General features: G+C 67.2%; 12 protein-coding genes. 7 read left to right on the top strand and 5 right to left on the bottom strand.

What is annotated here, in order from left to right; genetic code table 11:
- The first annotated feature begins 526 nt into the window (after positions 1–526).
- Together F8S13_21655 and F8S13_21650 are read left to right on the top strand one after the other, a co-directional pair.
- Complete coding sequence (locus F8S13_21655) at positions 527–1,681, top strand: inositol-3-phosphate synthase (GenBank protein KAB8140857.1); 1,155 nt, start codon at positions 527–529, stop codon at positions 1,679–1,681.
- 518 nt (positions 1,682–2,199) lie between these two features.
- Entirely contained in the window at positions 2,200–2,880 is a 681-nt protein-coding gene (locus F8S13_21650; protein KAB8140856.1) for a pentapeptide repeat-containing protein, read from the top strand.
- On the opposite strand, the gene F8S13_21645 is transcribed toward F8S13_21650, so the two are convergent.
- The 3 genes from F8S13_21645 to treS all read right to left on the bottom strand — a co-directional run bounded on the left by F8S13_21645 (position 2,877) and on the right by treS (position 6,504).
- Entirely contained in the window at positions 2,877–3,218 is a 342-nt protein-coding gene (locus F8S13_21645; protein KAB8140855.1) for a hypothetical protein, read from the bottom strand. The two genes, F8S13_21650 and F8S13_21645, sit on opposite strands and share 4 nt — an antisense overlap.
- Before the next feature lie 73 nt (positions 3,219–3,291).
- Positions 3,292–4,713 (bottom strand): dihydrolipoyl dehydrogenase, encoded by a 1,422-nt coding sequence (gene lpdA, locus F8S13_21640; GenBank protein KAB8140854.1) that lies wholly within the window; start codon positions 4,711–4,713, stop codon positions 3,292–3,294.
- Positions 4,714–4,866: 153 nt separating this feature from the next.
- A complete protein-coding gene (treS, locus tag F8S13_21635; GenBank protein ID KAB8140853.1) occupies positions 4,867–6,504 on the bottom strand; it encodes a maltose alpha-D-glucosyltransferase in 1,638 nt (545 codons plus the stop codon).
- A 937-nt stretch (positions 6,505–7,441) separates the two neighbouring features.
- Here treS and F8S13_21630 point away from each other — a divergent pair.
- The 4 genes from F8S13_21630 to F8S13_21615 are packed head-to-tail and all read left to right on the top strand — an operon-like array spanning position 7,442 to position 9,222.
- Complete coding sequence (locus F8S13_21630) at positions 7,442–7,828, top strand: hypothetical protein (protein ID KAB8140933.1); 387 nt, start codon at positions 7,442–7,444, stop codon at positions 7,826–7,828.
- 50 nt (positions 7,829–7,878) lie between these two features.
- On the top strand, positions 7,879–8,391 hold the full coding sequence (locus tag F8S13_21625) for a GNAT family N-acetyltransferase (GenBank protein ID KAB8140852.1): 513 nt from the start codon (positions 7,879–7,881) through the stop codon (positions 8,389–8,391).
- Positions 8,381–8,677 carry a DUF3977 family protein gene (locus F8S13_21620; protein ID KAB8140851.1) on the top strand — a complete coding sequence of 99 codons (297 nt, stop codon included), beginning with the start codon at positions 8,381–8,383 and terminating at the stop codon, positions 8,675–8,677. Before F8S13_21625 ends, F8S13_21620 begins: the two co-directional genes overlap by 11 nt.
- Positions 8,674–9,222, top strand: coding sequence for a hypothetical protein (locus F8S13_21615; GenBank protein ID KAB8140850.1), 549 nt, complete (start codon positions 8,674–8,676; stop codon positions 9,220–9,222). Before F8S13_21620 ends, F8S13_21615 begins: the two co-directional genes overlap by 4 nt.
- 167 nt (positions 9,223–9,389) lie before the next feature.
- Here the strand turns inward: F8S13_21615 and F8S13_21610 are convergent, their stop codons facing one another.
- Positions 9,390–10,376, bottom strand: coding sequence for an aldo/keto reductase (locus tag F8S13_21610; GenBank protein ID KAB8140849.1), 987 nt, complete (start codon positions 10,374–10,376; stop codon positions 9,390–9,392).
- Between the two features lie 103 nt (positions 10,377–10,479).
- On the bottom strand, positions 10,480–10,872 hold the full coding sequence (locus F8S13_21605) for a MerR family transcriptional regulator (GenBank protein ID KAB8140848.1): 393 nt from the start codon (positions 10,870–10,872) through the stop codon (positions 10,480–10,482).
- A 478-nt stretch (positions 10,873–11,350) separates the two neighbouring features.
- Here F8S13_21605 and F8S13_21600 point away from each other — a divergent pair, with 478 nt between their 5' ends.
- Positions 11,351–14,611 (top strand): glycosyltransferase family 39 protein, encoded by a 3,261-nt coding sequence (locus F8S13_21600; GenBank protein ID KAB8140847.1) that lies wholly within the window; start codon positions 11,351–11,353, stop codon positions 14,609–14,611.
- Positions 14,612–14,680 lie beyond the last annotated feature (69 nt).

Below are 14,680 nucleotides of genomic sequence, written 5' to 3'. Positions count from 1 at the left end.
TCATTATAGCACGCGCCCCCCGCCCTAGTCGATGAGATGCGGCTGATGGCCTCGGCCCACGGGAGTTCTTCACCACAAGGATGCGAAGGCATGCCTGCGCGTGTTCATCGCCGTAGGGGCGGGCCTCGTGCCCGCCCGCGCCGTGGGCATTGGGCACATCGAATGCCCCGACGATGCACGCGGCGTGAAACGCATCGCCACGCGCCGTGGGCATCGGGCGGGGTTACGATGCGGGCGGCGCATCGTGCTGGGGCGGACACGAGGCCCGCCCCTACAGCCATTGGGTATCATTGCGGGCATCGGGTTGGATGCGATGCGGCAATGCTCTGCCATCGACATCCGACCGCGCCTTTTTGCCAAAAAAGCACAAAAGCCGTCAACAATGACACCTGTTGACGAGCTATCCCCTCGTTGCCGCTCCCGTAGGGCGATGCCCAGATCCGTTTCGCCCACACCTGCGTTTGCATTAAAGGTCTTAACACGATCATCCTAATGGCTGTACAAAAGGAAGCGTGACTGTGGTACTATGTCGGCACTCACGCGAGGATTGAACATATCAGATACCTATCTGGAGGACTGTGTGAACGCGCAACGAAAAAAGGTGCGGGTTGCGATTGTGGGCGTCGGGAACTGCGCGTCGTCGCTGGTGCAGGGTGTGGAGTTCTACCGCAACGCCAGCGAGGATGATTTTGTGCCTGGGCTGATGCATGTGAACTTGGGCGGCTACCACGTGGCCGATGTGGAGTTCTCCGCAGCATTTGATGTTAACGAGGCCAAGGTCGGCAAAGATCTGTCGCTGGCGCTGGCCGCCGAGCCGAATAATACCATCGAGTTCGCCAAGATCCCCGAGCTGGGCATCACGGTGCAGCGCGGCCCCACGCTGGATGGCCTGGGCAAGTATGTCTCCACCGTCGTCACCGAGTCACCCGCCGAGCCGGTGGATGTGGCCAAGGTGCTGCGCGAGACCAAGACCGATGTGGTGGTGAACTACCTGCCGGTCGGCTCGGAGGAGGCCACCCAGTTCTACGCCACCGCCGCGCTGGAGGCGGGCTGCGCCTTCGTGAACTGCATCCCCGTGTTCATCGCCTCGCGCCCCGAGTGGCAGTCGCGCTTCCGCGAGGCCGGCCTGCCGATCATCGGCGACGATATCAAGAGCCAGGTGGGCGCGACGATCGTGCACCGCGTGCTCACCAACCTGTTCCGCGACCGTGGCGTGCGCATCGACCGCACCTACCAGCTGAACTTTGGCGGCAACATGGATTTCTACAACATGCTGGAGCGCGAGCGGCTTGAGTCGAAGAAGATCTCGAAGACCCAGGCGGTGACGAGCCAGCTGAATGTGCCGCTGCCCGATGAGGCGGTGCACGTCGGCCCTTCCGACTATGTGCCCTGGCTGACCGACCGCAAGTGGTGCCACATCCGCATCGAGGGCACCACCTTCGGCAACGTGCCGCTGAACCTGGAGCTGAAGCTTGAGGTCTGGGATAGCCCGAACTCGGCGGGCGTGGTGATCGACGCGGTGCGCTGCGCCAAGCTGGCGCTCGACCGGGGCATCTCCGGCCAGCTAGAGGCCCCCTCCTCCTACCTGATGAAGTCGCCGCCCGTCCAGTTCACCGACGACGAGGCTCGCCAGAAGGTGGAGGAGTTTATCGCAGGTGAGAGCGCGGCGCAGTACCGCTAGCCGAGTGAGGGCGCGGGGGCTTCGGCCCCCGCGCTTTTTTTGTGCCCCTGCTGTGCAATCTTCCCAAGCGTAGAGCAGGCCTTCCCGAGCACTGAGCACGTCATCCCGAGCACTGAGCACGTCACCCCGAGCGCAGAGCACGTCATCCCGAGCACTGAGCATGTCATCCCGAGCACTGAGCACGTCATCCCGAGCACTGAGCACGTCATCCCGAGCACTGAGCACGTCATCCCGAGCGCAGAGCACGTCATCCCGAGCACTGAGCACGTCATCCCAAGCACTGAGCACGTCATCCCAAGCACTGAGCACGTCATCCCGAGCACTGAGCACGTCATCCCGAGCACTGAGCACGCCTTCCCGAGCACTGAGCACGTCATCCCGAGCGCTGAGCATGTCACCCCGAGCGCTGGGCACATTTTCCGACATTCTACGAAAAAGTCACGTGCCTCTAGCGCTCATCTGTTCGCCTGTTTTGGTGTATAAAGGGGCAATAACTCTTTTTGAATCAGGAGCATGTGATGCCTCGCCCAACCCCCGCGCGCGCGATTGAGCCGCCCGCGCTACCCGAGACCCTGCCGCACAGCTGGGTCGAGCCAGAGAGCTTTGGCGATCAGAGCGCCTTTGCGCAGGCGCTGCTGAGCGAGATCGATCTGAGCGACTCGATCACCGCCGATGTGCTGTTCGACCGGGTGCTGATCCGGCGGGGCCACTTTGCCAATAGTCAGTGGAAGCTGCTGCAGCTGCTGGATGTGCGGATGGACGGCTGCGACCTGGCCAGCGCCCGCTGGGAGAAGCCGCACATCCAGCGCGCCGAGCTGCTGGGCTGTAGGCTGCTGGGCATGACCATCCAGGACGCGCAGTGCGATAATCTGCTGATCCAGGGCTGCAATGCCGAGGCGGCGCGCTTCTGGGCGTCGTCGTTCCGGGGCACGCGGTTCGAGGGCTGCTCGCTGAAGGCAGCCTCGTTCGAGGGCAGCAACCTAGGCGGGGCGGTGTTTCGCGGCTGTAATATGAGCGGGTGCGATCTGCGGCGGGCCAAGCTGAAGGGCGCAGATGTGCGGGGCTGCGACCTGAGCGGCGTGCAGATCACCCCGGTGGAGATGAAGGGGCTGATCGTGACGCCCACGCAGGCGGCGGAGCTGGCGGCGCTGTTCGGGCTGGACATCCAGCCCGAGGAGGCCGCTGCGGCGCGGGGCTAGGCCGCGAAGGGGTCGCGCATGCCGTTGTAGTAGACGTGGACGATCTGGTTGTGGGTCACCTGGCTCACCGCGTCCCACACCTCGTCGTCGCTGCTGCTGTAGACCACCAGCATGCCGCGCTCGGGCTGGAACTCGTCCTCGCCGGGGGGGATGACGAAGCCAAGCCACTGCTCGGGGTAGCGCTGCTCGATATCGGCGATCAGCTCGACGCGGCCCTTCTCGACCATGGCGGTGTAGGGGCAGCCGCAGGTGCAGTTGACGCCGCAGCTCTCATGCGAGCCGCAGGCCGCGACCTTGCCGCCGTGCTCGGCGGTGGTGAGGTTGATCAGAACGGGCATTGCTGGGCCTCCTGTGGGGTGCCTGGGGAAAGGGCGGGCTGCGGTGGGTGCCGCAGCCCGCCGTGGTTGCTGCCTAGACGTGGATGGCCGCGCCGGACGATGCGGCGTGCTCGGCCTCGCCCAGCGCCTCGTAGAGCGTGGGGTGGGCGTGGATGGTGCGCATCAGCGACTCGGTGGTGGCCTCGTGCGTGAGCGCCACCGCGCCCTCGGCGATCAGCTCGGTGGCGTTGGGGCCGATGATGTGGACGCCCAGCACCTCGTCATACTTCGCGTCGGAGACGATCTTCACGAAGCCGCCGTTCTGGCCGAGGATGGTGGCGCGACCGTTGGCCGAGAACGGGAACTTGCCGACCTTCACCTCGTAGCCCTTCTCGCGGGCCTTCTGCTCGGTCAGGCCCACGCTGCCGATCTCGGGGTAGCAGTAGGTGCAGGCGGGCACCTTGCTGTAGTCGATCGGCTGCGCGTGGTGGCCCGCGATAGCCTCGGCGGCCACCACGCCCTCGGCGGATGCCTTGTGGGCCAGGTACGGCCCCTTGTCCACGCAGTCGCCGATGGCGTAGATGTTGGGCACGCTGGTCTGCATGAAGGTGTTGACCTTGATGTAGCCGCGATCATCCAGCTCCACGCCGGTCTCGTTCAGGCCTACGTCGCGGGTGTTGGGGATGGGCGCGCCGATGCCGAGGATCATCTTCTCGGCGGTCACGCTCTCCTCCTTGCCGTCGGCGGTGGTGTAGGTGGCCGTCACCGAGTCGGCGGCCTTCTCGACCTTGCTGACCTTGACGCCAGCCTTGACCTTGATGCCGCGCTTGGAGAAGTTGCGCATCAGCTCCTCGCCGACCTCCTGGTCCTCGTTGGGCACCAGGCGAGGCATCATCTCCAGCAGTGTCACCTCGCTGCCAAAGCCACGGTACATCGAGCTGAACTCGCAGCCCACCGCGCCCGCGCCCACCACGATCAGCGACTTGGGAACCGACTTCTGGTTCAGGCCGCCGGTGGAGGAGAGGATGCGGTCCTCGTCGATGATCGCGCCGATCTGGGCGATGTCGCGGCCCCACTTGCCGCCCAGCGCCAGGATGATGGTGTTGGCCTCGACCGAGGTCTCCTTGCCATTGTTGTCGGTGACGACGATGGTGTGGCTGTTGGCCAGCTTGCCGGTGCCGTTGTGGACGTCGATCTTATTTTTCTTCATCAGGAAGCTGACGCCGCCGGTCATCTTCTTGACAACGCGATCCTTGTTTGCCATCACGCCCGGCCAGTCCAGCTCGGCACCGCTGATCTTGATGCCGAACTTCTCCATCTCGCGCACCTCGTCGTACAGCTCGGCGCTGTGCAAAAGGGCCTTGGTGGGGATGCAGCCGACGTTCAGACAGACGCCGCCCATATACTGTCGCTCGACGATCGCGGTCTTTAGCCCAAGCTGCGCGCAGCGAATCGCGGCCACGTAGCCGCCCGGCCCTGCGCCCAGCACAACAACATCATATCGTGATTCGCTCACGTGAATCCTACCTTTCTTCGAAGCGGACGGGTTTATTGTACCACAATGCACAATCGCTCGTCGCACGGCGGCGCACCCCAACGCCATGGCGCTCCGCGCGACCAGGCCGCCCATGGTATAGCTACGCGTGGCCGGCCTGGTGGATGTGCGACCCTAGCCCTGGCGCTCTAGGCGGAACCAGTAGAAGCCGTGCGGCCCCAGCGTGATGAAGTAGGGCAGCTCGCCGATCTTGGGGAAGACGGTCTCGCCGAACAGCTCCACCGGGGTGTCGCCGCTGAACTGGCTCAGGTCCAGCTCGCAGGGCTGCACAAAGCGCGAGAGGTTGTTGACGCACAGCAGCGTCTCGTGCTCGTCGTGGCGCACGTAGGCCAGCACCTTGGTGTTGGCGGGGTGCAGGAAGGTGATCTGGCCACGGCTGAACACCGGGTGGCGCCTGCGCAGGCGGATGAGGCGCTTCATCCAGTTCAGCAGCGAGGACTGGTCGCGCTGCTGGGCCTCGACGTTGATGCCCTGGTAGCCGTACACCGCGTCGGTGATCACGGGGCTGTAGAGCCGCGCCGACTCCGCACGCGAGAAGCCCGCGTTGCGGTCGCTGCTCCACTGCATGGGGGTGCGCACGCCGTTGCGGTCGCCCAGGTAGATGTTGTCGCCCATGCCGATCTCGTCGCCGTAGTAGATGATCGGGCTGCCGGGCATGGAGAACATGATCGCGTTGAGCAGCTCCATGCGGCGTCGCCCGTTTTCGAGCAGCGGGGCCAGGCGGCGGCGGATGCCCAGGTTGATCTTCATGCGCGGGTCTTTGGCGTACTCGTGGTACATGTAGTCGCGCTCCTCGTCGGTGACCATCTCCAGGGTCAGCTCGTCGTGGTTGCGCAGGAACAGGCACCACTGGCAGTTGTCGGGGATCTCGGGCAGCTGCGAGATGATGTCGATGATCGGCGTGCGGTCCTCGCGGCGCACCGACATGAACAGGCGCGGCATCAGCGGGAAGTTGAAGGCCATGTGGAACTCGTCGCCGTTGCCGAAGTAGGGGCGCACGTCGGCGGGCCACTGGTTGGCCTCGGCCAGCAGAATGCGGCCAGGGTAGAGCCGGTCGATCTCGGCGCGCACGGCCTGCAGGTAGGCGTGGGTGCGGGGCAGGTTCTCGCAGTTGGTGCCCTCTTCCTCGAACAGGTAGGGCACGGCGTCGGCGCGGAAGCCGTCGATGCCCATGTCGAGCCAGAAGCGCAGCACCTTGAAGATCGCCTGGCGCACCTTGGGGTTCTCGAAGTTCAGGTCGGGCTGGTGGCTGAAAAAGCGGTGCCAGAAGTACTGCTTGGCCACCGGATCCCAGGTCCAGTTCGAGCGCTCGGTGTCGGTGAAGATGATGCGGGCGTCTTTATACTTGTCGTCGGTGTCGCTCCAGACGTAGTAGTTGCGGTAGGGCGACTTGGGGTCGGAGCGGGCGGCCTGGAACCAGGGGTGCTGGTCGGATGTGTGGTTCATCACCAGGTCGGTCATCACGCGCATGCCGCGCCGGTGGGCCTCTTTGATGAACTGCCGCATGTCCTTGATGGTGCCGAAGTCGCTGTGGACGCCGTAGTAGTCGGCGATGTCGTAGCCGTCGTCGCGCAGCGGGGATGGGTAGAAGGGCGTGATCCAGATGCAGTCCACCCCGAGGTCCTGGAGGTAGTCCAGCTTCTCGATCAGGCCCGGGAAGTCGCCGATGCCGTCGCCGTTGCTATCGAAGAAGGACTTCACCTGAAGCTCGTAGAAGATGGCATCCTTGTACCACAGGCCGTCGCTGGTCATACAGTGTGCTCCATTACAATATGTGGGATACAAAGGCGGTGGGCTTTGTGCTGCCCTTCCGCAACTTTTGGGCCAAAACCTGTTTAGCCGCTATTGTAGCACGGGCGGCTGGCTCGGCTGCGGGGCGACGGCCTCGGGCGCGGGGCCTATGCGTACGCGACAGAGCGTCGGTTTTTCACTACCAAGACTCCAGATGGGTTGGTTCTGCGAGGGCGTGCCTTTGATGATGGCGGTCGTTTTTGGATGATGGTGCATGCCCTGCGCGGGCGGCGTCTGGGGGGATGCCCCTCGTGACCCTGCGCGGGGGCATCGCCCCTGACATGGTGTCACTTTATCGGGTGTTCCGAGGCCGTTTTAGCGAAATGGCAGTTTGTCTCGGGTGCGCCTTCGTCGATAGTGGGCGTTTTTGGATGGTGGTGCATGCCCTGCGCGGGCGGCGCCGAGGGGCTAGCCCCTCGGAACCCCACCAGGGGGCATCGCCCCCTTGGAACCCCCAATTTTGAGCGTTCCTCTGCTGAATGCTGGCGGCTGGTGTTCGTGCATATGGCCAGTTTGCATGAGCGGCACCTTCGCCGCATGGGCCGGGTGGGTAGGGTTGGCTCTCTCTATTTCCTTCGCGCCTTTGCGGTGCAAAAAACTTGGTGTCTTGGCGTCTTGGTGGTAAAAACTTTCGCATCTTCGTGGTGAAATGGTTCTTTTGGCGTCGAAAATCTTCTATACTGTGCCCACGACACCGACCAGCTTCGAGGAGGGCGGCATGAGCTTCGACAACATGTGGAAGGATATCCAGGCGGCGGCGGCCAGCTTCGAGCAGGCGGCCAAGGATCTGGGCGCGCAGGTGGGGCCTGCAATCAGCAGCGCCGCCGAGGTGGCGGGCTACACCGCGCAGAAGGCCTATATGGCCGCGCAGCAGCAGGTGGATGCGGCCACGACCTTTGTGAAGGACCAGGCCGCGTCGGTCGAGCCGCCGCCGCTGGATGAGCTGGGGCGCAAGCTGGCCTCGCTGGGCACGCCCGCGCTGCTGTTCGCGGTGGCCGCCTCCACGGCGGCGGGCATGGGCCTGGCGGGCGGCGCGGTGGTCACAACGGCCCTGGCCATGCTGGGCGGGCCGCTAGGCATGCTGGGCGGGCTGGCGGCGCTGGGCCTGCTCACCGTGATCGCCGACTCGGTGAGCAAGTACGGCATCGAGGCGGTGCTGGTCTCGACCTTCAACGCCCAGCGCGAGGAGGGTGCGACCCTGGGCGAGATCCACCAGCAGATCGACGCGCTGCCGATCTCCGAGGAGCTGAAGCTGAAGCTCAAGAAGCAGTTCTCGGCGCAGTAGCGTTTTCTGCTACACTAGCGGGCGTTGTCCTCTGGAAAAGGAGCGCACCCATGATCACCGCACGCCCGACCGAGGAGTCGGACCTTGACTTTGTGCTGGCCGCCGAGAGCCACCCCGACAACTGGCCCTTCGTGGGCCAGTGGAGCCGCGAGCAGCACCTGCAGGCTATGGCCAGCGCCGACTGCGCCCACCGCATCCTGTGCGATCCCGCCGACATGCGCGCGGTGGGCTACACGATCGTGCGCGGGCTGGCGAACCCCGACCGCACCGTGGAGCTGATGCGGCTGGTGATCACCGAGAAGGGGCGGGGCCACGGCCACGCGGCGCTGCGCTGGGCCAAGCGGCTGGCCTTCGAGGAGCATGGCGCGCACCGGCTGTGGCTGGATGTGATCGAGCGCAACGCCAGGGCGCGGCACCTCTACGCCGCCGAGGGCTTTGTGGAGGAGGGCACGCTGCGCGAGTGCCACGCCACCCCCGACGGCGGGCGCGACTCGCTGGTGCTGATGGGTATGCTGCGCCGCGAGTACGAGGCGCTGGCGGGCGGTGCGGGCGATGGGTGCTGACGCGTTGCCGATGAACCACTTTGTCGAGTGCGGGCTTGGCAACCCGTGGCCGCTCTCGACCGAGCACGAGTACGCGGACGGTGTCGAGCGGCGGATTGCGGGCGCGGCGTGGCCGCACGCGTTCTCGCACCTCTACCTGCGCTGCTGGGTGGGCTACGCGGTTCTGGTGCTGAATAGGCACGGTCTGCACGCGCAGGCCAAGCGGCGCTGGGCGTTCAAGCTGCTGCTGGGCGTGGCTGGCCACACCGATGATGCGGCGCTTGATGCCCGCTGGAGCACACCATGAGCGATGAACTGCGCGTGATCATCGGCGCGGGCGAGCAGCGCTACGCGGGCTGGGTGCCCACCCAGCGCGAGCAGCTCGACCTGCTGCGCCGCGAGACCTGGGAGGCCTTCTTCGGGCAGCGCCGCGCCGACGCGCTGCTGTGCGAGCACGTGTGGGAGCACCTGAGCGAGGCCGAGGGCCTGGCCGCCGCGCGGCTCTGCTATGACTTCCTGCGCCCCGGCGGCTACCTGCGCGTGGCCGTGCCCGACGCCTACTTCCCCGACGCGGCCTACCAGCGCACGGTGCAGGTGGGCGGCCCCGGCCCCGCCGATCACCCCGCCGCCGACCACAAGGTGGTCTACACCTACACGCGGCTGCAGCGCCTGTTCGAGCAGGCTGGCTTCGCGGTCGACATGCTGGAGCACTGCGACGAGCGGGGCCGCTTTCACTACCACCACTGGGATGCGGCGGGCGGCATGATCTACCGCTCGCTGCGCTTCGACCACCGCAATCAGGGCGGCGCACTGGGCTTCACCTCGATCATCCTGGATGCGTATAGGCCGTAGCTTCTTTACCACGAAGGCGCAAAGGTTTTACCACCAAGGCTCCAAGACACCAAGGTTTTTTTCACAAGGGCGCGAGGTTTTTTTCATCAAGAGTCTGAGCGGCGGGCACAAAACGGCGCGGCTGGCAAACAAAAGCCAGCCGCGCTGTCTTTGAACCTATGGCCCGCCTAGCGGTTGAGCGACGCCATGTTCTGCACGGGGTAGCGCTCGCCAGCGGCCAGCCCTGCCGGGAGCGCGGCGCTGATCGTGGCCAGCTCGGCGGGGGTAAGCGCCACCTGGGCGGCGGCCACGTTCTCCTCCAGGTAGCTCCGGCGCTTGGTGCCCGGGATGGCCACGATCTCCTGGCCCTGGGCTAGCACCCAGGCCAGCGCCAGCTGCCCGGGCGTCACGCCCCTGGCGGTGGCCAGCTCGCGCACGCGGGCCACCACATCCAGGTTCTTCTGGAAGTTTTCGCCCTGGAAGCGCGGCGAGAGGCGGCGGTAGTCGTCGGCGTCCAGATCCTCAATGCGCTGGATCTGGCCGGTGAGAAAGCCGCGCCCCAGCGGGCTGTAGGCCACAAAGCCGATGCCCAGCTCGCGCACGGTGTCTAGGATGCCATCCTCGGCGTCGCGGCTCCACAGCGAGTACTCGCTCTGCAGGGCGCTGATCGGGTGGGTGGCGTGGGCGCGGCGGATAGTCTCGGGGCCAGCCTCGGAGAGGCCGAGGTAGCGCACCTTGCCCTCGGACACCAGCTGGGCCATCGCGCCCACGGTCTCCTCGATCGGCACGGTGGGGTCGACGCGGTGCTGGTAGTAGAGGTCGATGTGGTCCACCCCCAGCCGCTGGAGCGAGGCCTCGCAGGCGGCGCGCACGTACTCGGGCCTGCCGTTGATGCTGCGCTGGTGCGGGTTCTCGCCGCGCTGGATGCCAAACTTGGTGGCCAGCACCACCTGGTCGCGCTTGCCCCGCAGGGCGCGGCCCACCAGCTGCTCATTGGTGAAGGGGCCGTACATGTCGGCGGTGTCGAACAGGGTCACGCCCAGCTCGATGGCGCGGTGGATGGTGGCGATCGACTCGGCGTCGTCGCGCGCCCCGTAGAAGTCGGACATGCCCATGCACCCCAGCCCCAGCGCCGAGACGCGCAGGCCCTGTGTGCCAAGTGCTCGCTGCTCCATGGTGTTCTCTCCTCTTTCTTGGCTGCTGCCTCTCCATCCCGAGGGCGCACGATCACGCGCGGGCGGCGCAAGGCCTCCCGCCTGCGCTGCTCTTTCGCCGCGCCTAGCCTACGGCGCGCTCGCTGGCCTCGGCCTCGCGCTGTTGGTAGAGGTCGATCTTCCTGCTGATCAGGTCTAGGTTCTCCTCCAGCAGGGCGATGTGGGCCTCCACGGCCTGGCGGTGCTGCTCAAGCATGGCGCGGCGCTCGGCCAGCGTGGCCTCGCCCTGGCGCAGCAGGTCGGCGTAGCGGCGCATCTGGCGGATGCCCATGCCGGTGGCGCGCAGCCTGCACAGGAAGCGCACCGCGCCCAGCGTGGCGCTGTCGTAGCGGCGGTAGCCGTTGGCGGCGCGCCCCACCGGGCTGAGCAGCCCGGCCCGCTCGTAGTAGCGCAGCGTGTGCACGCTCAGGCCGGTGTGCGCGGCGGCCTCTTGGATGGTGAGTAGCTCGTCGTTCATAGCTGGCACTATACACCTTCGAGCGCGCTCGAAGTCAAGGCCTTGGCGCGAGGATTCCGCTCCTTGCCTTTTGGTGAACAGGCAAGGTTGCTGTCGGGCTGACCAGGGTGCGCCTTCGTCGATGGCGGTCATTATGCTGGCGGCTGATGGTCGTGCATATGGCCATCAAAACGCAAGCGGCACCTTCGCCGCATGGGAATGGTGGGGTGGGTGCGTATTGCAACATGCGGCCTGGCCCATCCGGCGAAGGTGTGCGGTGGTGGCTTCTGGCCATCATCCAGACCGTAGCGGAGTGGCGGCTGCGCACGAGGCGGCGCGATTTTTCTTCCATGCCTCTCTGGGGCGCTCACCTGCTTCTTGGGCAAGACCTGCCATCATTAGCGATCCTGGCCCTGCGTGGAGCGCAGCGGCTCCCGCCGTGGCGGCGGCGGCCCGTGCTATAATCAGGCGCTCGTACGGCTTTGTAGAGGAGAAACACGTGCTGGCCCTGATTGCCACTGCGGTGCTTGCGCCGCTGCTATACATCCCCGGCTACCTTCTGGAGCGCGCCCTGCGCGGACGCCTTGCCAACCCCGACCCGCTTGAGCGACACTACGAGCGCACCGTGCTGGGCGCGCTGCTGGCCGGATGGCTGGCGCTGACCCTGGCCGAGCTTGGCGTATTCACGCTCTGGCTGTTCCTGCTGCTGCTGGCGCTGGCCTGCGGCGCGGCGGCCTTTGCGGCGGCGCGGCGGGGGGCTATGCCGTCGCGCCCGCTGGGCCTGGTGGCCAGCGCCGCACCTCGGGCGTGGGCTAGGCCGTGGGCCGGGTGGCGCGACGCGCGGCTACCGCTGGCGGTGGCGCTGGCGCTGGGCGTGCTGCTGGTGGTGCTGGTGGGCCGCCCGTTCGAGGTGGTGCTGGGCCTGCGCGACGCTGGCACCTACGCCAACACCGGCTTCGCCATCGCCAAACACGGTAGTATCTGGCAGCACGATGCGGTTGTGGCCCAGATCGGGGCCGATCGCGCCAGCGCCGACCCGGCGCTGGCGGCGGGCGCGGCCCAGGCCGAGACCAACTTTCTGGGCAAGCAGAACGAGGACCGCTTTCTGCTGAATGGGCTGCGGATCGCAGGCTTCTTCTTCGACCGCGAGCGCGAGGCCGAGGGCCGGGTGGTGCCGCAGGGCTTCCATCTCTTCCCGGTGTGGATCGGGCTGCTGGCCAGCCTGCTGGGCATGCAGGGCGGCCTGCTGGCCCCCGGGCTGATGGGGCTGCTGGGCGTGTGGGGTGTGGGCATGCTGGGGCGGCGGCTGGCCGGGCCGTGGGTGGGCCTGCTGGCGGCGCTGCTGCTGGCGCTCAACGGCGTGCAGATCTGGTTCAGCCGCTACTCCACCACCGAGACCACCGCGCAGTTCCTGACCTTCGCGGGGCTGTACGCCTTCGCGGCCATGCGCCAGCGCCAGCGCGATGGCGACGCGCCGCTCTACGGGGTGCTGGCCGGGCTGGCGCTGGGCCAGTGGGCGCTGACGCGGATCGAGTTCGTGCTGGTGGTGGGGCCTGTGACGGCCTACCTGCTGTACTGCTGGCTCAGCCGCCGCTGGTCGCGCGCGCACACCGCGCTGGCCACATCCATGGGCGCGATGCTGGCCCAGGCGGCGCTGCACATCGCCTTTATTGCGCGCGGCTACTTCTTCGACACGCTGTTCGCCCGCCTGCAGGATAAGTCGGCGATTGTTGCCTACCTGACGCTGCCCTTCCTCACCGAGAACCTGCGCACGATCTACCAGACCACGCCGCGCAGCCTGCTGCGCAACCCGGCCCGGCTGCCCATGGAGCTGGCGGCGCTGGTGGTGGTGGTGGTGGCGCTGGTGCTGCTGCGCCGCTGGCAGCGCCCGATCGTGTGGTTTGAGCGGCTGGCCGCGCGCGTGTCCGGCTGGGCGCTGGCCCTCTCGGCGGCGCTGATCGTGCTGGTGTGCGGCTACGCCTACCTGGTGCGGCCCCAGATTTTCACGCCCTCGGTGCTGGCCCAGCTGCCTGGCTGCCTGGCCCAGCCGCGCCAGGCCAGCGCGGCCTGCCTGGCCATTCAGGGCTACATCGGCGCGCCGATCGCCCCGCCCACCAACCCCGACCCGCTGGCCTATGCGCTGGACACGCTGCAGAAGCTGCCGCGCCAGCCCAGGCTGGCCGCGCTGGCCACGGTGGCCGCGCCCCAGCCCGCCGCCGTGCGCGACCTGCCGACCATGGAGGGCAGGCCCTCGCCGGGGGCCACGCTCGACCAGATCGCGGCGGGCGAGCAGGTGGAGCTGCTGGCCCAGAGCAAGGATGGCCTCTCCTTTCTGGTGCGCGATGCGCGCGGCGTCACCGGCTGGGCCGATATCGCCGCGCTGGGCGGGGCGCAGCCCGCGCCGCTGCCGGTGCAGGAGGATAAGATCCTGGCGCGGCTGGTCAACCCACGCTGGGCCACCACGCTCTCGCCCGGTAATCCCAGCGAGGCTGCGAAGTTTGCTATCTACCAGGGCAGCTTCGCCCGCTTCGGCTGGTACCTCTCGCCGCTGGGCATCGCGCTGGGCGTGCTGGGGCTGGCCCTGTGGTGGTGGCGCATGCGCTCCGACTCGTGGCTGCTGCTGGTGGTGGGCGGACTCTCGACCTACTTCTTCATCCAGCAGGCCTACGGCACCGACGACCAGACCTACATCTACATCCTGCGCCGTTTCGTGCCGCTCGTCTACCCGTTCTTCTGCCTGTGCATCGCCTACAGCCTAGCGCGTTTGGCCGGGCTGGGCGGGCGGCTGCGGGGCTGGGCGGGCCGCGCGGCGCGGCTGGTGCCGCTGGCCCTGGCGGTGGTGCTGCTGGCCTTCATGGCCGCCACCAACCTGCGGCTCTACGCCCACACCGAGTACGAGGGCGCGCTCGACCAGATCGGCGAGGTGGCCAGCAGCTTCGGCCCCGACGACATCATCCTGATGCGCGGCGGCGCGCCGGTGTTCGGCGCCGCCCGCGATATCCCCGATGTGCTGGGCACGCCGCTGATCTACGCCTTCGACCGCCACGCGCTCACGATCAAGAGCCAGTTCCCCGAGAAGTACGGCGCGGCGCTGGTGGGCTATATCCGCCACTGGCAGTCGCAGGGGCGACAGGTCTACCTGCTGCTGGGGCCGAGCGGTGCGGTCGGCCTGCCCGGCATCGGGCAGGAGAAGGTGCGCAGCTTCCAGCTGAGCCTGCGCGAGTTCGAGCAGCTGACCAACCAGAAGCCTACGAACAGCTACACGCAGAACTTGACCTACACGGTCTACCGCCTGACCGACGCCAGCCCCGCCCCCGCGCAGGTCGGCCCCACCGACTACGCGGCTCAGGTCGGCGGGTTCTACCAGCCCGAGCAGATCCAGGGACAGACCATGGCCTGGACCGACGGCGCGGCCACGCTACGCCTGCGCGGCCAGGGTGGCCCGCTGCGCCTACGGCTCACCCTCGCCCCCGGCGAGCGCCCTGCCAGCCTTGGCGCGGCCCAGGTGTGCTTTTCGTACCTTGTCGAGCGCGCAGGCGACGATCCCCAGGCGCGTGGGCCGTTCACGCCCATCCGCTGCGCCGCGCTGGGTGAGACGGTGGGCGATGTGGATGTGACGGTGGGCGACGCCAGCATGCCTGCGGGCGATGTGCTGCTGCGGCTGGAGAGCCAGCCCTGGGTGCCTGCGCGCGACACCACGACCAGCGGCGACGGGCGCAGCCTGGGCGTGCTGTTCGGCGGCGTGCAGATCCTGCCCTAGCCCAGCCCTCGGCGGATGCCCGCTCATCAGGCATCCGCCGAGGCTTTGATGGGGGCGGTTCGCATCAGC

The organism is Chloroflexia bacterium SDU3-3, from assembly GCA_009268125.1.
Taxonomy (GTDB): Bacteria; Chloroflexota; Chloroflexia; order Chloroflexales; family Roseiflexaceae; genus SDU3-3.
This window is presented reverse-complemented; position numbering and strand designations above follow the sequence as displayed.

Bases quoted from the DNA above. Each gene is read 5' to 3' on its own strand.
- F8S13_21605 (KAB8140848.1), bottom strand. From the start codon at position 10,872: ATGAACGACGAGCTACTCACCATCCAAGAGGCCGCCGCGCACACCGGC.
- treS (KAB8140853.1), bottom strand. From the start codon at position 6,504: ATGACCAGCGACGGCCTGTGGTACAAGGATGCCATCTTCTACGAGCTT.
- F8S13_21610 (KAB8140849.1), bottom strand. From the start codon at position 10,376: ATGGAGCAGCGAGCACTTGGCACACAGGGCCTGCGCGTCTCGGCGCTG.
- F8S13_21620 (KAB8140851.1), top strand. From the start codon at position 8,381: ATGGGTGCTGACGCGTTGCCGATGAACCACTTTGTCGAGTGCGGGCTT.
- F8S13_21625 (KAB8140852.1), top strand. From the start codon at position 7,879: ATGATCACCGCACGCCCGACCGAGGAGTCGGACCTTGACTTTGTGCTG.
- F8S13_21615 (KAB8140850.1), top strand. From the start codon at position 8,674: ATGAGCGATGAACTGCGCGTGATCATCGGCGCGGGCGAGCAGCGCTAC.
- F8S13_21650 (KAB8140856.1), top strand. From the start codon at position 2,200: ATGCCTCGCCCAACCCCCGCGCGCGCGATTGAGCCGCCCGCGCTACCC.
- F8S13_21655 (KAB8140857.1), top strand. From the start codon at position 527: ATGTCGGCACTCACGCGAGGATTGAACATATCAGATACCTATCTGGAG.
- F8S13_21645 (KAB8140855.1), bottom strand. From the start codon at position 3,218: ATGCCCGTTCTGATCAACCTCACCACCGCCGAGCACGGCGGCAAGGTC.